Genomic DNA, 19,939 nt, shown 5'->3' with positions numbered 1-19,939 from the left:
GCCCCTTTCTCAGGGCAATAAAAAGTAGAGGGACAACAGATTTCGCTCTGTCCCTGGCGCTAAGCGGTGCTCGAAGAGTGGGGGGAACTGAGGGGGTATAAATGCTGGTTTAATCTTCGGTGAAATACGATGTTTCGCGTGCCCGCATGCGCTTAAAGCGCATATAGCGACGCAAACCTCGAGGGCGCTTGATGCGCCTGGCTATCCATTCACCTAAGTAAACCCCTGCGCTTAGAGCTGCAGCAATAGCAAGAGCGATCGTGAGATTAGAAAAACCGGTGAGAATTTGCTCGTGGGTCAAGGCATACAGACCCCGATAAATTGCCAAACCAGGTAGCAGAGGGGTCGCGGCTGAGGCCGAGACGATCAGTGGTGGGACCCCGTAGCCGCGCGCTAATAAACCGCCAATGAGCCCAATAAAAGTTGCAGCTATAGCCGAGCTCGTAATACCGCCTAAACCTAAGGGCATCACGGTGAGATAAAAGATACTGGTGGAAAAAAGACTAACGATGCTGGCCACCCAAACCGAGGACCAATCTGCGAAACAGCCACGTGCGAATCCCGCCGCGGCAAAAGCGCCCGCGACAATCCTCAAGGTCATCGAGGCAAAATTGGGATTTGGTTGGGTTTGCATGGGTGGCAAGGGAATACCGAGGTAATTGGACAGTGCAATACCCATCGCTACGCCTGCCACGATGCCGCCGGTGGCGATCATTGTGTCAAAAAATCGAGCACTTCCAGTGACTGGGGAGTTGGATATACCATTTTGAATGGCCTGAAAGAGGGTGAGACCAGCAGCCAAGGCAATAATTCCGGTAGCAATCACCATAGATGGGCGCAATATCAATCCCAGCTCAGCACCTGCGTGGTAGGCCAGGGCCGCCAGTATAGACACAATCAAGCCACCAATGGCATTGAAAAGAAAAAGCGGCATTCCCTTCTTTGATAACTCAGTGGCCACCCACACCACCGCAAAGGCCGCAATCATAGACGTTAAAGCTACCCAAATATCGCCGCCAATGAGCACGGTTACAGCCCCGCCGAGAACAGCCCACGAGGCCATGATGCCCCAAATACCTACCGTGGGTGGAGCAGTTATAATCTCGGTCAAGATTCGATCGGCAGTGTCCACATCGACTCGGCGAGCGTGGATATCTCGAATGAGGGCATCGACCCGCCGAAGACGGTGGTAATCATTGGGAGGGCTGCTGATGACGCGAATGATATTGATGGGTTCGTTATAGTCGCCGCTTATACGGGCGAAGATACGAATGCGACTATTGGTAAAATCAACGTGGGCGTCCCATAATCCGAAGGTCTCTAGGATAGCCTTGACTTGATAGGTGGCGTCGGTATGCGTAGTCCCGGCCGCAATGAGAATATCACCAATGCGCGCGGCTACATCGAGTACCGCGCTGACCTGCACTTGGTCGCTAAAATCAACAGGTGCCAGCGGCGCCAGTGGGGTCGCTCTGGCAACGTCGATAGTTGCTACCCGGTAAGGGGTTTGGAAGAGTGAGCGTACTGCAGCCAAAAGTGCCATTATTCCAGCATAGATTGCCGTGGCTCTTTGACAAAGAGCAGCACTAAAGCGCCCATGAGCAGCACAATTCCAATACCAAAGATTCCGGCGCGATCAGAGCCAAAGTGCACAACGGCAGCCGAGAATGCCATGGGGGCAAGCCAGCTGACTGCTCGGCCGGTGGTGGCGTAGAGGCCGAACATTTCCCCTTCATGACCTTGAGGAGCCATGCGAGAGAGGAAGGTTCGAGAGGATGATTGGATGGGGCCAACGAAGAGGCACAGGATGAGCCCAAAGATCCAGAAATTCTTCGGCCCCGAGACGAAATACAGGACGACGGAATCGGCAACCATGAGAAAGAGCGATCCTAAAATGACAGGTTTGGGTCCAAAGCGATCGTCGAGAAAGCCGCAGCCGATGGCGCCGAGTCCAGCAACCACATTGGCAGCAATGCCGAAGAGGAGGACATCGCCAGGGGAGAGTTCGTACACGGACACAGCGAGGATCGCGCCAAAAGTAAAGACGGCTGCAACGCCGTCACGGAAAAGGGCAGAGGAAATGAGGAAGTACACCGCAGAACGGTCAGTGCGCCATAAAGTTTTTAAAGTATTGAACAGTTGTGCATAACTCGTGCGGATTCCCCCTGTGGCGATTTGTGGATTCGGGGGGATCTCGGGGACTCTCAGCATGACAGGAACTGCGAAGATGAGGAACCAGAGGGCGGAAAGGGCTGCGACAAGACGGATATTAAAACCGGCCTCGGTGGATATTCCCAGCAGCCCGCCGTCGCCGGCAATAAAACCAAAATAGCAGCTAGCAAGGAGGATAATGCCGCCGAAGTAGCCGGCTGCCCAGCCGAAGCCAGAAACCCGTCCGACATTATCTGGCGTGGAGATCTGGTTCAACATGGCGAAATAACTGACTTCACCGAGTTCAAAGGTGACCGAGGCGATGGCAAGGATGCCTATACCTAGCCAGAAATAAATCGGGGCATCATTGCGGATGAAGAACAGCGAAAACATCAAAGCTACAGTGATAATGCTCCAGAAGCGGACGCTGCGGCGTCTCGTGCCCCGGGCATCGGAACGCTGGCCTATAACGGGGGCTATCAAGGCAATGAGGACGCCTCCGGCAGCGATTGCCCAGCCGAACCATGAAGTGGCGGAAAAGCGGGAGTCGATATTTTTGCCCACGGACTCGGTGAGATAAACCGAGAATACGAAGGTGATGAGAACGGCGTTAAAGGCTGCGGATCCTAAGTCCCACAGCGCCCACGTGGTGATAGTTTTCTTATCGGTTCGGGTCGCGGCGGCAAAATCAGGGGCTGCCTGAAGTGGTTTGGCAGCGACCGGCGTTGTCGGGGTCATAGAAACAACTTTAAACCCTCGACCTCATTTTAGATAGCAGATTTTTCCCTCAGCAATCGATAACTGCCCTATCCAAGGCGGTCGCCCCGGACAATCCTAGGGGGTATTTTGCCTGCTACTCGTGGGCGTAGAGGGTTTCCTTAGGATTGCCGCGCAATAGTATATAAGTAATTATTCCCGTTCCCATCGCAACGATCAAAGCTACACTCAAGACACCTTGATAGGCCTGATCGAGCGCAATTAAGGAAGCTAGGGGTGAAGTGTCGCCGGAGATGATATGGGCATACGCTTCACGGCCGCCCTCTCCGAATGCCAGAGAGAAGAAAAGCGGAAACAGCGACCCGAGTACGGCAACCGCTAATAAGGTTCCAAATTCATAGGACACCTCTTCCACCGCACTCGCCATTCCCAAACGGCGTTTGGGCGCTGAACCAATAATAGCGGTGGACGTCACGCTCATCACTAAGCCACCGCCCAATCCAACGAATACCAGACCCAGGACTAAGATAGCGAAGTCGCGATCACCGAGGAGCTTCGTGAGGCTCAAGACCATCGTGAGCAAACCTAGACTCATGACGCCAAAACCTCCGGCGATGAGAGGTCGAAAACCGATGCGGTGTAAAAAGGCTCCACCGATAACTGACGTGGGGACGGCCGCGGCCGCCGCGGCTGCCGTTAAAAGCCCTGCCTCGAGAGGGCTGAACCCCAAGACCAATTGTGCGCGCTGCGTGGTGGTGAGTTCTGTGCCAGAGATGATGAACATTGCTATGCCAGCTCCCAGTACTCCAGCGGAAAGCACCGGATTAGCAAAAATGCCCCAGGCAATAACGGGCTCGCTTAAAGAGCCCTGGCGCTGGTGGAAAAGGTAGCCGCTGCCAATGAGCACTATCGATGCGGGGAGTAGAACAGTTAGATCGGCGTTGTGGGCGAGATCCTTAATAATCACGACCGCACTCGCCATGGTTAGCCCCGCCCACAGTGAGGAGGGCGCATCCCAGTGCCGAGAGGGATCAGCGATATTTTTAGGTGCCAGCGCAAAAGTAGCGAGGAAGGCAATGACGACGACCGGAATATTGACTAAGAAGGCTGAGCCCCACCAAAAGTGCTCCAGGAGAAAGCCGCCCATAATCGGCCCCGACGCAGCCCCCAAGGTGGCCACAGAGCCCCACACACCGATGGCAGTATTGCGTTCTTTGATATCACTAAAGGTTAAGCGCAGTAGAGCCAATGTTGCGGGCATCATAGTTGCTGCCCCAGCGCCAAGAAAGGCCCGAGCGGCAATAAGATAAGCCGGCGTTGGGGCGAAGGCTGCTGCGAGAGAGGCGAGTCCGAAAAAGATTAGACCTATTTCAAACATTCGGCGGTGACCAATTTTGTCTCCCAATGTGCCCGTACCCAACAGAAGGCTCGCGAGCACCAGTGGGTAGGCATTGATAATCCACAAAGCCTGCACCTCACTCGGACCTAATTCGTGACGCAGTGTGGGAAGCGCAGTATAGAGAATTGAATTATCTGCTCCCACCATAAAAAGCCCGAGAGAAATGACGGCGAGAAAACCCCACCGCTTGGCTGGCGTAGTAGAAATAGAATCGGAATGTATCGACTGCGGCATGGCTCCTGATTGTACATCCGTTCCTCTAGCTCAACTAGCTCGCTAAGCTGAAGACACATATATTGATAGAAGGCGGCTTTCCTGATAACCGGAGCAGCTAGGAAAGGGTGGAACGATGAAGGAAGAAGAGACGAGAATTCTCGTTGTCGATGATGAACCTAATATCGTTGAACTGTTAAGTGTTAGCTTGCGTTTCCAAGGTTTTAATGTGGCCACTGCTCAGTCCGGCAGGGAGGCCCTCGTGGTGGCTCGAGATTTCCACCCCGATGCGTTCATACTAGATGTGATGATGCCGCATATGGATGGTTTCGAACTACTCCCGCGGCTGCGCGACGAAGGTTTTGATGGGCCCGTTCTATTTCTCACGGCTAAGGATGCAGTTGAGCACCGTATTCACGGTTTAACCATCGGCGCTGACGACTATGTCACCAAGCCTTTTAGCTTAGAAGAGGTGATCACGAGACTCCGCGTTATCTTAAGGCGCGGGACGCCCGCCATGGAGGCCGAGGATAGTTCCAGTGTTTTAAAATACGCTGATCTGGAGCTGAATGATCTCACACACGAGGTCAAGCGCGCCGGGAACGTTATTGATCTCTCGCCCACAGAGTTCAATCTTCTCCGGTACCTGCTTCTTAACGCGGAAGTGGTGCTGTCGAAGGCTAAAATCCTGGACAATGTGTGGCACTACGATTTTGGCGGCGACGGCAATGTGGTGGAGAGTTATATCTCCTATTTGCGCCGCAAAGTCGATACCGGCGATGTGCCGCTTATTCATACAGTGCGCGGCGTCGGATATGTTCTGCGTCGGCCGCGGCAGTAACGGGGTGTAGCTGTGCATGATGCGGTGATGGAAAAATCCTCTCGAACCTCACGGATTACGCGGGCTGCACGCGATCCACGGGTGGGCATCCCCTTGCGTTTTATACTCGTCTTTGTCACTATCTTTATGACCGGCTTTGGGCTGTTGGCTTCGGGTATTGCAATCCAGCGATCCATGGAGGCGGAGGCTTTAACGCGAGTGGATAACGAATTGAGCCAGGGTTTAGAGACCTGGGCTCAGCGTGATGCGCTTTATAACCACCCACAGCGCAATTTATTCTCCCTCCCTTCCGATTATTTTGTGGCTCGGTATTACCGTGATGGAACCTTGGCCTTCGTGAGCCAGCAGGCGGATGAGATTCCCGATACCCGCGATATACGATTCGACGGAGTTCCCCGGACTGTGCGTTCGTGGAATCGCGAAGATAAGGGGGAATGGCGCGTTATTGCCACTCAGCGCGCGGACTTCATTGTTATCGTGGCTAAGGAAATTAGTAGTGATAAAGAATTTCTCAGCCGACTCGCCGCAGGGCAAATATCCATTGGGTTTATTGTGCTGGCCATGGTGGGGATCTTCGCACACGTCATCATTCAACGCACCCTGCAACCGCTGCGTTTGGTCGAGGATACGGCCAAGGCAATCACCACCGGGGACCTCGATCGCCGAGCTCCGGTCTTACCAGAGAATACCGAGGTGGGAGCCCTCAGCCGTTCCATTAACGTGATGATGGAGCAGCTACAGACGCTGATTGTGGAACTAAAGGCCAAGGAAGTGCAGATGCGCCGCTTCGTCGGCGATGCTTCCCATGAGTTACGCACTCCGTTGACCAGCGTGCGCGGTTATGCGGAGTTATATCGCTCGGGCGCTACTCAGGATGCCTGTATGGTCTTAGACAAAATCGAGGAGGAATCTTCACGGATGTCGCTGCTGGTGGAAGATCTCCTTAGCTTGACTCGCGCGGAGGAAAAGCACTTTGAAGAACAGCCGGTGGATCTTTTAGAGATAGCACTATCGGTACTCGATTCCTTGCGGGGAGCCTATCCGCAGCGCGATATCAAGGTGGAAAATTCCGCACAAACCCTCCCCGTCGTCTTAGGTGATAAGGCCCGGTTACGCCGAGTGATTATGAACCTTATGGTCAATGCGTTGAAACATGCTGGCGACGAGGCCACGGTGCGCGTTGTGATTGGAGAGAATGAGTCTGCCTTCTTCATCGATGTGGCCGATGATGGCGTGGGCATCGAAAAGGAAGATGCCGATCATATTTTCGAGCGATTTTACCGTGCAGATACCTCACGTACCCGCTCAACCGGAGGCTCCGGTCTCGGTCTGGCTATAGTGAAGTCCATAGTAGAGGCACATAAAGGTGCAGTCTCTGTGAAGACCGCACCTGGTGAGGGCACAATATTTAGGGTGATTTTGCCCCGATATCACCCCTTCAAAGAGGTCTAGTTCTGGGCGGAGAGCGCTAGGCTTATCTTCAGCGCCGCCTCATCCATGAGTTTAGGGTCTGTCTCATTCATCTTCAGGGCAGTGCGGAAATCATAATCGCCCATATCCGTGGCAGGAAATACGTGAATATGGGTATGGGGTACATCGAAGCCAGCGATGACAAATCCGGCCCGTGGAGCATCAAAAGTACTCACGATAGCCTGACCCACCCGTTGGGCTACAGCGGTTAATTTGGCCCACACCTCAGGCTCAAGATCTGTCCACTTATCTACTTCTTGGACCGGAACCACCAGGGTGTGGCCATAAGAGAGAGGCTCGATGGTGAGGAAAGCCACCACGTCCTCATCGCGGTAAACAAAGCGGCCGGGCAACTCACCATTAATAATCTTGCTAAATACGCTCGTCATATCATCAACACTAGTAGATGAGCTATTTTTTGGGGCTAAACTAATGCCCATGCGCATTCTAGTTATCGGGTCGGGCGCCCGCGAGCACGCCCTTGTTCTAGCTTTATCCCACGATCCAGCTGTCACGACGATCCATGTGGCTCCCGGGAATGTGGGAATGGCTCCAGTAGCTGAGATCCACCCCGAATTCTCGCAGGTTGATTCTCCGTCACAGATGCTTCAAGCGGCACAGGAAGTTGCTGCGGATTTGGTTGTGATTGGGCCCGAGATACCCCTTGTCGCTGGTGTTGCGGATGCGCTTCGTGCTCAAGGATTTGCGGTCTTTGGCCCTAATCAGCAAGCCGCTCACATTGAGGGATCAAAAGCCTTTGCCAAGGATGTAATGGCCAAAGCCGGTGTGCGAACCGCACGCGCGGAGCAGCTCTCCCCAGGCTCGACGGATGCCGACATAGATGCGGCGTTGAATAGATTCGGCCCACATTTCGTTGTTAAAGATGATGGACTAGCTGGCGGCAAGGGTGTGGTTGTCACCGATGATCGCACGGCGGCCCTTGATCATGTGCACACCGTTTTAGGTGCTGGAAACCCAGTACTATTGGAATCCTTCCTGGATGGGCCGGAGGTTACCCTCTTTTGTCTCGTTGATGGCGAGACTGTTATTCCCCTCCTACCTGCCCAAGATCATAAGCGTGTGGGGGAGGGGGATACAGGCCCCAATACCGGCGGCATGGGCGCGTATTGTCCCCTACCGTGGCTACCCGATGACGGGGTGCAGCGCATTGTCGATGAGGTGTGCATACCGGTAGCTAAGGAAATGGTGGCCCGTGGTTGCAGCTATTCAGGTCTGCTCTACGCTGGGATCGCCTGGGGTGCGGAGGGTCCAGCCGTAGTGGAATTTAACTGTCGTTTCGGCGATCCCGAGACCCAGGCGGTGCTGGCTTTATTAAAGACCCCTCTCGGAACGCTGCTGCATGCAGTAGCCACGGAGAAATTGGCCCAGCACCCCGCCTTGGAGTGGGATGACGGCGCGGCTCTGACGGTCGTGCTCGCGGCCCCAGGTTATCCGACTGCCCCACAGCTTGGTGGAGTGGTGAGCGGTGTCGATCATCCGCATATCTTGCACGCTGGTACCGCTCTAAATGCAGCGGGAGAGACGGTAGCTGCGGGGGGACGGGTGATTAATGTTGTGGCAACCGGAGACACTCTAGCTGAAGCGCAGCGGGAGGCCTATGAAATCTTGAGAACTGTCTCCCTTGATGGTTCGCACTACCGTCGCGATATAGCTACGGCCGCGATAGAGGGAAAAATTAAGATTCCGTAGATCTCGACATTACTTAGCGCCGCTGGGGGGGAAGGCGTGATTCTCTTCGCATAAGCGAATCATGCTGGACATAATCGTGAGGTCACCTGGTCAGTTGATGGTTGAAATGATAAGCCCAGTGCCTTCGGAGCAGTGAGCTAAAATTTGGCTTAAGTTAAGGCAAATCGCAGGTTTCTATAACCTGGCACATATGTGTATCAAAGCTCAACTTGCTTCTTCTCCGCGAGATCTGCTGGCATACGTCACCGTCTGCCAGCGGCTTGAACGCCCCAGAATCGGTGATCTGTGGCTTCGGGGGCACCCTTTTCCAGAAAAAATTAAATGGCCCAACCCTTATTTGTGATAACTGTTAATATCATCACATGTTTAAGTTTGCAGAGACCAGATCGCTCATCACACGAGCGCTCATGGTCCTCGCAGTAATCCTCGGGCTAACCTCTGCCCAGATGGCGATTCCTGCGTGGGCCCAAGATGATAGAGCCACAACATCGGTGGCTCCCGATGACATAGTTACGACCCCCAGCGCAGTCCCTGACGATCAACCCGCTCCGGCGGAAGCATCCGACGCGACTGCGCCGATAATAGAAAATAACGATGCTCCGATATCAGTGGCCGCTCCAGATGATAAGAGTCTGGTGCGCTTTGATATCAGGACCAAGGAAGGGCTCGTTAATAGTACCGACGATAGACTCGACTACTGGTCTGGTGAGCGCATTGATCCCATAGTTACGCTCGCGGTCTCAGGTGCAGATGTTGAGTTAAATAATGCGAAAGTAACGATCACCGTACCAAAGACCCGCAGTTCTGACGGTTCGGTAGTGTACAATGAGAAACCAGACTTTGCTCGTCTCGAGTCAGCAGACTCCTCGGAAATCGGCGAAAATGACGATGCTTTCTATGTTGAATATACGTTCAAAAAGCTGAAGAGTGGACAGATTTTCCAGTTCCCACTCGCTTTTGCCTTTAAGAATAGACTCACCCCCAGTGGCGTAGAGGTCACTCCGCAGGCGACGTTTAGTTCCGATGAATTACCAAGCCGTACGGAAAACATCACGTTCACCGCACAGTCGATTTCTCAGTACAAAAGTCGCATTTTGCTCGATGGAGGTTTCACCGAAAAAAAACCTATCAATGATCCACAGGTTGGAATTTATAAATTCAAAAGCGAAACCAAAACCGATCGTGCGCCAAAGGATAAAACCTTTAGATATAAGGTGAGAATTAATCAAGTTCGCCCCTCTGGTGCGCCAAGTGGTAAAGGCCTTTATGACGGCAAGACTGTAACCTACCAAGTTACTGTTCCCGAGGGTGCGAAAGTTGATAAAACCGAGAACTACTGGGTTTGGGATCCAGTAGCTCGTACGCTCACCTATTCCCTTCCTTACGCGAGAAACAAAAGTATTTCAGCCTACTGGTCTGACGGCATTCCACTAACTCTCCGCTACGATGCCGACATTGTAAACCCTGACGGCTCGAAGAAGATCTTCCCCATTTTCCTAAAGAGTTGGGTCGACAAGGGAACTAAAGAGGAAGTCTATGCAGAGGAAACCTCGGTCGGAACGGCCTTCAAAGAAGAAGTCGTACCCTTCCAGAGGGGGAGCGTGGTAAAGGTCGACAAAGTGCGTATGTACGCACTCTCAGACGAGTACCAGGTCGGTTTACCGCAGTACACCGATTGGGTCACGGACGGTGAGGCACTTTCTTATAAGTATGGCAGCCGCCCGCCGCGATACTACCGACCAATCAGCCTGGACGATTCTCAGAAGGGCAAGACACGAGACCCGAAGCTCCTAGCATCTCTTGGCGGTATGAAGTGGCGTATTAACGTCAATCAATCGAATAACGGTTCAGGCTACGACGATAGAACCGGTGGTATTCACGATTTCCTTTATGAGGTGACGGACAGGGACCTTGATCCGGGTCTTTATTACCAAAAGTTCCAGTTCAACAGCAAATTCTTAAGCAATAGCTCGACCTTTAGCAAGAGCGAAATCTATCAGCGAATTCGAGATTCAAAAGTCAAACTATATGGAGTTCGCGATGACGATTCTCGCATCGAGCTGGCAGCGGATCTCATGCCAGGGGATTTTGTTGCCATCAATGACACCGACCGAGAGTATAAAGAGCTTAAGCTTGTATTCGATCCGCCCTTGGAGCTAGATAATATCGGGCTTCCATTCAACGTTTGGGCTTACCCAACAGATGCGGAGCTGGCGTGGTGGAAGCAGGAGCTTGCTCAAACTCCAGCTGAACAAATCGCAGAACTATCAAAGTCGTATTCCAATCGCGCAACAGCTGACGTGCGGCACGAACGCGTCGATGGTGTGAAATTTGATGAAACTAAGTTTGATGGAACTGGTAATAATCCTATCCTTGTGAAGGGTCATCGACCACGTCTGAAGACTTCGATTAGCACCACTCTTGATAGAGAATTCTTCTCCAAAGACGGGTGGGAACTTAGAGAGGCCTACGGGGCCTTTAATCCCACAGATACCCGTACCGCCCTATCCGAGTGTGCTGGTCTTGATAAATTGACCCCTGCTAACTGCGACCGCGTCGCGGCTCTAAACGTGAGAGTCCAAGCGGTTGGAAACTGGGGTGTAACTAAAAATACGGTAAGGAATCTTCGTCAGATTGTGCTTCTACCTCCTGGGGTGGATTACGTGAATACCCTAGGAATCCACGCTGCGGGATCGGGCAAGGTAGATAAATCTCCTGCAGAACCACAGGTTATCCCCAATTACAAGAATACCGGCTTAACGGCTCTGGTCTACGCATTCGGTGACATCGATTACGAAGCGCCCGCACTAGGAAGCTCGAACGCTAATATCGATATCTATCTCACGGTGGATACGACCAAAAATGCCAATTTTGGACCCAACACGGTACAGACTTATTCTGTATGGGACAATGCCGATGAAATTAAAGCCGCAACCCCTAGGGACGGAGGAACGCCCTACGTCGATACCCTCGATCTCGACAAGGACGGCAATACGGATGAAAGCTTTGCTACAGCACAACGTGTTATCGCTCTCGCTGCACCTCTGGAGATTAGTAGTAAAGTTGAAGTCGCTAGTCCTTCAGAGAATTTGGTGTTAGAAACTGCTCACGAAATCGGCAGTACATTTACCTACCAGATGAGTCTGACTAATAACACCCTAATCCCTGCCCAAACGGTGTCCATCCTGGCGCTTCTGCCCGGTGAAGAAGACTACACGATTGTTGCTAACGAAAAGGGGGAGTACCTCGACCGGACCTGGGAGTCTAGGGATGAGAACGGCAACAAAACTACCGGAGATCACTCCGCTTTCCGTACTCCTCTAACTGGGCCTGTAACCACGGTAGAGAAGATCGCCCCCGACGGTACTAAGAATCCAGCCATCGATATGTTCGATATCTACTACACAATGACAGAACAGCCTCAAAACCCACGGCAGCCCATCGGTGGGTATCCAGGTGGCCAGGACGTTGCTGTCTGGAAGATGGCCGAAGATATTGGACCCGATGAATGGGCAAAGGTTACCGCCGTCAAGGCCGTCCTGAAGGCTGGCCAAGTGATCGCGAGTAACGAGAGGGTGTACTTCAACCTTCCAGTGACGATCCCCTTCAGTGAAGCAACTAAGGCTCTCAACTACGGCGATCGCGCTGTCATGTCGGTGGCACTCTCGGGCGCTGGGAATAACTATGTTGAAGCAAACCAAGTCTATGTGGAAGCACTGAAATATATAGTGTCCGGCAAGGTATTCAACGATGTGAACGCTAACGGAGTCCAAGATGACGGCGAACCGGGCGTTGCCAACCTTCGTTGGGTTTTGAAAGAAGCGAACGGAGAAGACGCACTTGATCCTAACGGTCAGCGCATCGAGGGCTCGACGAACGAACAGGGTGAGTACTCGCACGACATCTTTAACCGAGGTGACGGTCGGTATATCGTCTTCGAGAAGGGCGACCCTGCACAGTATTGGACTCAAGATGCTCAAGATGTTTGCCTTACTGCAAAAGAAAAGACCTGCAGTGACGTCAATCTCGAGGGAGCGACGGCAGAATTTAGTCTGAATCCTCAATCACGTACGGCGGTTCGCAATGCTGGTTTGGCCGCGAGACGTGACGTGAAGATAATCAAAACTGACGCGACCTCAGGAGCTCTACTTGAAGGCGTGGAGTTTAATCTAGTTCACAAGAGCTACCCTCAAGTGAATGGCCGCACCGACGCTAATGGTGTGCTCATCTTCAAGGATGTCCTCGTTGGCACCTACGCGTTGGAAGAAGTTGAAGCTCCACGTGGATATAAGAAACCCGACAATACTGAAGTGATCGTTGGACTCGATAATACGATTGATCCGATCATTAAAAAGGTCAGCAATGACCGGCTTCCTGGTACCGTGACCGTGCGCAAGGTCGACAACGCATCGCCTGCGAATCCGCTGAAGGGAGCTAGATTTAAGCTCGCCAAGAAGCTTGAGGATGGATCCTATGCTGACCCCGCACAGACTGCGGTGACCAATGACGAGGGAGTCGCCACATTCGACAACGTGGAGTGGGGAGAATATCAGCTCCTCGAAACTCGCGCTCCTCTTGGCTACAGGATTCCAGATCCGAATATTGTTCACGAGGCAGTAGAAATCAACTCGGAAAGACTCGAATACGAAGTCGGCGATATTGTAAACAACCCAATCACCCGTACTATCACCGCCACTAAGGTGTCTGATTCAGGGGTACCGCTAGAGGGAGTCGTCTTCGAACTGTACAAAAATCTGGACGGCGCTGAAAGCAACACATCGCGTGAGAATTATGAAAAGCAACCGTCCTATACCGCCACCTCGCAAGCTGACGGAAAAATTACCTTCCCGGACGTACTATTCGGAACTTACCTTCTGGTTGAAAAGGAGCCATTGGAAGGGTACGAACCTCTGAAAGAACCGTTGGTGGTCAATGTGACTGAGGTTGGAGATCCAATAGATTACGGCGAACTCACCAACAACCAGATTCGCGGATCTGCTTCCTTCACCAAGGTAGAGGCCGAAACTGAGAAGGTAATTTCTGGTGCGACCTTCGGTATTTACAAGAAGGACCAAGACGGTATTCGCGAAGATCAACCTGTGGATACGCAACGGAGCAACGAACGAGGTGAAGTTTCCTTCAATAATTTGCTCTACGGTGACTACCTAGTCAAGGAAATCACACCCGCCATTGGCTACCTTCTTCCAGAAGAGGAAAGGAATGCTTGGCCAGTGAGCATCACCGAACAGGGCGAAATAGTGAAACTGGGCGTCAACGGGAAAATTGTCAATGACCTCATTCGCGGAGGCTTCAGAGCCAAAAAGGTCGATGCAGTTGATCAGAACCGCGTTTTGAGCGGAGCTGAGTTCGAGCTACGCAAGATCGAGGATGGTGTGGTTATCGATGATGTTATCGATAAGTCCACAAGTGATAACGATGGCAATATCGAATTCGCTGAGCTTCCTTACGGTGACTATGAGTTGCGTGAGACCAAGGCCCCTGAAGGCTGGTTAACGTCTCAAGAGAAGTACACCTTCTCTATAGTTGAGCATGGCCAGGTTGTGGATCTGGGCAATATTGCGAACGAACAAATCACTCGGTCAATTAAGTTCATGAAGGTTGACTCGACGAATGGCGCACCACTAGCTGGTGCCGAATTCGGAATCCATGATGCAAAGGGCGAGCTCATCCGAACCGCCGTCTCCAATGACGCTGGAGAAGTGATCTTCGAGGCCATTCCATACGGTGAGTACACGATCAAGGAAATCGCCCCACCTGCTGGATGGCGCGCATCTGCACAGGCCATCACGGTGACGATTTCTGAAAAGGGTGACCCTATCGAGCTAGATCCGGTACAGAACGATCCAACAATGGTGACAGCGAGGAAGATCGCCGCTGATACCAAGAAGCCACTTGAGGGGGCGGAATTCGAATTACGCCAAGGGGCCTCGGTGATCGCTGAAGCGACCTCCGATTCACAAGGGTTGATTTCGTTTACCGCCGTCAAGCCAGGTGACTACGAGCTCGTTGAGGTAAAGGCGCCGAGTGGCTTCGTCCTAGCAAAGAATTCCGTTCCGATAACGATCGGCACTGAAGCTAAGAATGTTGATCTCGGCGATATCGCCAATGACAGAGTGCCAAGCGAGCCGGGAACAACACCGCTGATTCCGTTCTTGCCGTTTATTCCAGGGATACCTGGCAAACCCAATCCCCCAGCGGAGCCGGGAACGCCAGGTAAGGGTATCGACAAGGATACTAAGAAGGGCATTGAGAAAACCCACCCAGGTGATAAAAATGGTGAAAGCAAGGGAGGGATATCCGCCTTGGCTCAGACTGGCGCCTCTGTGTTCTGGCTCCTCGGTGTTGCACTCGTGCTCCTTCTCTTAGGGGCAAGTGCCCTACTGGTAGCACGCCGTCGTCGAAACTAGGAGAGAATCAGTAGCTAAAATTTTATTCTCCTGTTCCGATAGATAGAAGGCCTCCGCTTCATTAAGCGGAGGCCTTCTGGGTTTCTGTATTGTGCCATTACCACATACTAATTGTGCTTATTTGGTGACTTTTAGGTTTCGTCGTACATCCCTATCGCCGATCTAATATCATGATGGGGTGGCTGAAAAAACAAATATTGTAAACGTCCTATCCAACCGATATGCTTCCGCAGAGCTGGTTGATCTGTGGAGCCCTGAGGCAAAAATCATCATGGAGCGACAGCTGTGGATCACCGTGATGCAAGCCCAACGCGACCTGGGCGTAGATATCCCAGCAGTGGCAATTGCCGCCTACGAGGGTGTTCTTGACAACGTTGATCTTGAGTCGATCGCAGCCCGTGAGCGGAAAACACGCCATGATGTCAAAGCGCGGATCGAGGAATTTAATGCTCTAGCGGGATATGAGCATATTCATAAAGGGATGACTTCCCGAGATCTCACCGAGAATGTCGAACAGCTACAGGTCTATCGCTCCTTCGAAATTGTGCTGTCTAAGGCGGTGGCTGTTGCCCACCGTTTGGCCCAGCGGGCAGAACAATATGCTGGTCTTGTTATGGCTGGACGCTCCCACAACGTCGCTGCTCAAGCCACCACTCTCGGAAAACGGTTTGCAACCGCAGCGGAGGAAATGCTGATTGCCATTGAGCGAGCCGAGAATTTCCTAGATACCTATCCTTTACGGGGCATAAAAGGCCCCATGGGAACGGCGCAAGATATGCTCGACCTGGTGGGAGGCGACGAGGCCAAACTTACCTCTCTTGAGATCACCATCGCCGATTATTTGGGCTTCTCGCGCACGTGCGACTCGGTCGGTCAGGTCTACCCTCGCTCCCTCGACTTCGACGCCGTCTCTACGCTGGTGCATCTAGGGGCTGGACCTTCGTCCTTTGCCCATACCATTAGGTTAATGGCTGGCAACGAGACCGTAACCGAGGGTTTCAAGGAGGGACAAGTAGGCTCCTCTGCGATGCCCCACAAGATGAACGCCCGCTCATGTGAGAGAGTATGCGGACTTCAGGTGATCCTTCGCGGATATCTCACCATGGTCGCGGACTTATCGGGCCAGCAGTGGAACGAGGGAGATGTGTTCTGCTCTGTAGTGCGAAGGGTTGCACTCCCTGACGCATTCTTCGCTCTCGACGGGATGTTCGAAACCTTCTTAACAATCCTCGAAGAGTTCGGAGCCTTTCCAGCGATGCTCGATCGAGAACTTGAACGCTACCTTCCTTTCCTAGCCACCACTCGGATCCTCATGGCAGCGGTGAAAACTGGCTTTGGTAGAGAGGAAGCACACGAGCTCATCAAGGAGCACGCCGTGGCTGTAGCTCTCAATATGAGAGAACACGGAGGCGAACAGGACCTCGTGCAACGCTTAGCGAAGGATCCGCGTTTCCCTCTCGATGTCAAAGCCTTAGAGGAGGCTCTAGCTGACCGTCATGCCTTCATAGGAGCGTCGCAATCGCAAACAGCTCGGGTGATAGCGCGGGTGAATGAGCTCGTTGCGCGATACCCGGATTCGCGGCAATACCAACCAGCAGAAATCCTATAGGCCGCACACTAGCTGCAGGGAGGTGCCCCTAGAAATAAAATAGGGTGTACCTCCTATGCTTTTTATATCTATTGACCATCTAGTTTCACCGGTGCGGTTACAGAATTATGTAGCTGGCTGAATCAAGCATTTGGGATCTTTACGATGCCAGGCCTCGCGCTACTATTGCGGTGTTGCACTAGGCCTATGGTGAGATTTTAAGAATGACACATCCCCGGTTTTAATGGATACGAGGCCATTGGCGGGATCGCTTAGGATACCAAGGGATAGCTTGAGTATAAGATAATCTGAATCTTTCCAGGTTAACTAGCAGCGGCGCTCGAAAGGGTCTAAACTCAATCTACATGCGCCCTGAACTTTCTCAGTATAAGCACCTTTCCGCAGGTAAAGTACGTGAAATCTACGAGATCGATGAGGCGACCTTATTGCTTGTCGCCTCTGATCGTATCTCCGCTTATGACCACGTCTTGGACTCGGAGATCCCTGATAAGGGCCGGGTGCTCACAGCGATGAGCATGTACTTCTTCGACAATATTGACTTCCCCAATCACGTGGTGGGAGCTATCGATGATGAGAGAATCCCTGAAGATGTTCTGGGTCGGGCTATGATATGTCGCAAACTTGAGATGCTTCCCTTTGAATGTATTGTGCGCGGGTATCTCACCGGCTCGGGCTTAAGCGAATATAAGAATGCCGGTTCGATATGTGACGTTGAATTGCCTGCAGGGCTTGTCGAGGCCTCCCACCTGCCGGAACCCATCTTCACCCCAGCGACGAAGGCGGAAAAGGGCGACCACGACGAAAATGTGTCCTTCGATCGCGTGGTAGCTCGTTTGGGCATTGAGCGCGCCACAGAACTGCGCGACGCCTCAATATCGATCTATCAACGTGCCGCGGAATTAGCCTTGGAAAAGGGACTTATTCTCGCCGATACTAAATTTGAATTCGGTCTCGATGCCGATGGCAACGTAGTGCTGGCCGACGAAGTACTCACCCCTGATTCTTCTCGCTATTGGCCAGCCAGCACCTACCAAGAGGGTCAAGCGCAGCCTAGTTTTGATAAGCAATTTGTGCGCAATTGGCTCACCGGGCCTAAATCGGGGTGGTCCACCGACTCCAACCAGGCTCCGCCATCCTTGCCCGGCTCGGTTATAGAGGCAACGCGGGAACGCTACGTCGAGGCCTTTGAGCGGATTACGGGCCGGAAGTTTAGCGAGTGGTTGGGCGAGAGCGCCTGATAAATTCATCTCCAGCTCTCAGGGCAGTACTATGTGGGCTATGAATGCCCCTGTTGCTAAGAAAAAACCCATAGTCCGCACTGTTCATGGAATCGATTTTGTTGATAACTATGAATGGCTGCGGGCAAAAGAAGATCCTGAGACCATTAGCTATCTCGAGGCTGAAAACGCTTATACTGCACAGCACACCGAGCATCTGACTCCCTTGAGCGAAGCTATCTTTTCCGAGCTCAAGGCGCGAGTGAAAGAAACCGATATGTCGGTGCCCCAGCGCATGGGTGAACATTGGTATTATTCGCGCACCGAAGAAGGAAAAAGTTACGGCATTTCCTGCCGAGTCCGCGTAACCCCCGGTGCCGACACCTGGACGCCACCCGTGATTCCAGATACCGGAGAGGTGCCAGGCGAGGAAGTCTTGCTGGACCTGAATGAGCTCGCAGACGGACAGGAGTTTTTTGCGCTCGGTGCCACCAGCATCACCAAGAGTGGCCGCTACCTTGCATACTCCACCGACACCCAGGGAGACGAGCGCTTTACGCTGCGCATTAAAGATTTAAAAACTGGGACGCTGCTCGAGGATACTCTGAGTGACATTCACTATGGCGCTACCTGGATTGGCGAGGAGTATATCTTCTATACCCGCGTGGATGAGGCGTGGCGTGCAGATTCCATCTGGCGCCACAAGATCGGAAGCCCTGTAGACGAAGACGTTCGCGTATTTTACGAGGATGACGAACGTTTTAGTGTCGGTATTGGCTCAGTGCGCAGCGAAAAATATCTCATTATCGGAGTGAGCTCGCGTACTAGCTCTGAGACCTGGTACCTCGATACCCACGAACCCGAGGGGGAATTTGTATGCATTCGACCCCGCGAAGCCGATATCGAATACGAAGTTGACCACGCCGTCGTAGCTGGTGACGATATGTGGGTGGTCACGCACAATGCTTTCGGCCCCAATTTCTCCCTAGCGTATAGTCCAGTCGGCCAACCCCTAGACTTCGGCACAGCCAGGGAATTGATCGCTCATAATGATAGCGCTCGCATCGATGGGGTGGATTGCTACCGCGATTTCCTCTTTGTGGGCTACCGCTCAGGTGGTATAGGACGCGCCGGGGTTATGGAGATCAGTGACACTAGTTTTGGTGAACTTCGAGAGCTCACCTTTGATGAAGAACTCTACTCCGTCGGCATCGGAGGTAATCCTCAATGGGAGGCTCCCGTCGTGCGGGTGAGCTATACCTCCTTTACCACCCCTTCTAGGCTTTTCGACTACCACGTAGCAAGTAGAAACTTCACTCTCTTGAAAGAACAGGAGATCGAGGGCGGCTATGATCGCAGCAACTATATTTCCAAGCGGATGTGGGTCGAAGCTGCAGATGGAGTTGCCATTCCCGTTTCCATTGTCCACCGTGCCGATATGGATATCAGCCGCCCAAACCCCACCTTGCTTTACGGATACGGCTCGTATGAGGCGAGCATGGAGCCCGGCTTTAGCGTGCTCCGCCTATCACTGCTCGATCGAGGCATGATTTTCGCGGTCGCCCATATCCGTGGCGGTGGTGAAATGGGTCGCGAGTGGTATAACACCGGCAAAATCCTGCACAAGATGAATACTTTTACGGACTTCATTGCGGTAGCCGATGCCCTCATTGAACAGGGTATTACTCAGCCAGAGATGCTGGTAGCTAATGGTGGTTCCGCTGGCGGCCTTCTCATGGGCGCTGTGGCAAATATGGCTCCCGATCGCTTTTGCGCCATAGAGGCCGATGTGCCATTTGTTGATCCCCTGACCTCCATGTTGAAGCCGGAGCTACCGTTAACGGTGGGAGAGTGGGAAGAGTGGGGTAATCCCTTGGGGAGCCAAGAAGTCTATGAATATATGGCTTCCTATGCGCCATATGAGAATATTGCGCCCCAAAAATACCCCAATATTCTAGCTACCACCTCACTTAACGACACCCGAGTGTTTTACGTGGAGCCTGCGAAATGGATCGCCCGGCTGCGCGAGACCGCGACCGGTGGCACCTTCTTGTTGAAAACTGAGATGGTGGCCGGCCACGGAGGCGTCTCCGGCCGCTATGAATCATGGCGGCAATCCGCCTTCGAATACGCTTGGCTTATTAATCAGGCCACCGGCCTCGAAAAATAGTTGAACGTACCCGT

General features: G+C 52.7%; 11 protein-coding genes. 7 read left to right on the top strand and 4 right to left on the bottom strand.

The genetic code is table 11. The features are described 5' to 3' along the window. Positions 1–109: 109 nt before the first annotated feature. The 3 genes from NXS13_RS05770 to NXS13_RS05760 form a co-directional block, all read right to left on the bottom strand. Positions 110–1,543, bottom strand: coding sequence for a threonine/serine exporter ThrE family protein (locus NXS13_RS05770; RefSeq protein ID WP_259078903.1), 1,434 nt, complete (start codon positions 1,541–1,543; stop codon positions 110–112). Then, positions 1,543–2,889, bottom strand: coding sequence for an MFS transporter (locus NXS13_RS05765; RefSeq protein WP_259158402.1), 1,347 nt, complete (start codon positions 2,887–2,889; stop codon positions 1,543–1,545). Before NXS13_RS05765 ends, NXS13_RS05770 begins: the two co-directional genes overlap by 1 nt. 115 nt (positions 2,890–3,004) lie before the next feature. Then, positions 3,005–4,501 (bottom strand): MFS transporter, encoded by a 1,497-nt coding sequence (locus NXS13_RS05760; RefSeq protein ID WP_259289485.1) that lies wholly within the window; start codon positions 4,499–4,501, stop codon positions 3,005–3,007. A 115-nt stretch (positions 4,502–4,616) separates the two neighbouring features. Here NXS13_RS05760 and NXS13_RS05755 point away from each other — a divergent pair, with 115 nt between their 5' ends. Then, positions 4,617–5,321: a response regulator transcription factor gene (locus NXS13_RS05755; RefSeq protein WP_259289484.1), complete on the top strand. Its 705-nt coding sequence runs from the start codon at positions 4,617–4,619 to the stop codon at positions 5,319–5,321. 12 nt (positions 5,322–5,333) lie between these two features. Then, complete coding sequence (locus NXS13_RS05750; protein ID WP_259078908.1) at positions 5,334–6,773, top strand: cell wall metabolism sensor histidine kinase WalK; 1,440 nt, start codon at positions 5,334–5,336, stop codon at positions 6,771–6,773. On the opposite strand, the gene NXS13_RS05745 is transcribed toward NXS13_RS05750, so the two are convergent. Continuing rightward, the gene (locus NXS13_RS05745) at positions 6,770–7,180 is read right to left on the bottom strand and encodes an HIT family protein (protein ID WP_259078910.1); all 411 of its coding nucleotides are present in this window, start codon (positions 7,178–7,180) and stop codon (positions 6,770–6,772) included. The genes NXS13_RS05750 and NXS13_RS05745 overlap by 4 nt on opposite strands. Before the next feature lie 49 nt (positions 7,181–7,229). Between NXS13_RS05745 and purD the strand changes: the two genes are divergently transcribed. The 5 genes from purD to NXS13_RS05720 all read left to right on the top strand — a co-directional run bounded on the left by purD (position 7,230) and on the right by NXS13_RS05720 (position 19,925). Then, positions 7,230–8,501: a phosphoribosylamine--glycine ligase gene (gene purD, locus NXS13_RS05740; RefSeq protein WP_259078913.1), complete on the top strand. Its 1,272-nt coding sequence runs from the start codon at positions 7,230–7,232 to the stop codon at positions 8,499–8,501. 362 nt (positions 8,502–8,863) lie between these two features. After that, positions 8,864–14,929, top strand: a complete 6,066-nt coding sequence (locus tag NXS13_RS05735; protein WP_259078919.1) for a collagen binding domain-containing protein — start codon at positions 8,864–8,866, stop codon at positions 14,927–14,929. A 178-nt stretch (positions 14,930–15,107) separates the two neighbouring features. Further along, positions 15,108–16,538 carry an adenylosuccinate lyase gene (purB, locus tag NXS13_RS05730; RefSeq protein WP_259078929.1) on the top strand — a complete coding sequence of 477 codons (1,431 nt, stop codon included), beginning with the start codon at positions 15,108–15,110 and terminating at the stop codon, positions 16,536–16,538. Positions 16,539–16,882: 344 nt separating this feature from the next. Beyond that, a complete protein-coding gene (locus NXS13_RS05725; RefSeq protein WP_259078931.1) occupies positions 16,883–17,776 on the top strand; it encodes a phosphoribosylaminoimidazolesuccinocarboxamide synthase in 894 nt (297 codons plus the stop codon). 40 nt (positions 17,777–17,816) lie between these two features. Beyond that, positions 17,817–19,925: a S9 family peptidase gene (locus tag NXS13_RS05720; protein WP_259289483.1), complete on the top strand. Its 2,109-nt coding sequence runs from the start codon at positions 17,817–17,819 to the stop codon at positions 19,923–19,925. Positions 19,926–19,939 lie beyond the last annotated feature (14 nt).

The organism is Corynebacterium sp. ES2730-CONJ (assembly GCF_024834055.1).
Classification (GTDB): domain Bacteria; phylum Actinomycetota; class Actinomycetes; order Mycobacteriales; family Mycobacteriaceae; genus Corynebacterium.
The sequence above is the reverse complement of the archived record's forward strand: the minus strand, read 5'-3'. Positions and strand labels throughout refer to the sequence as shown.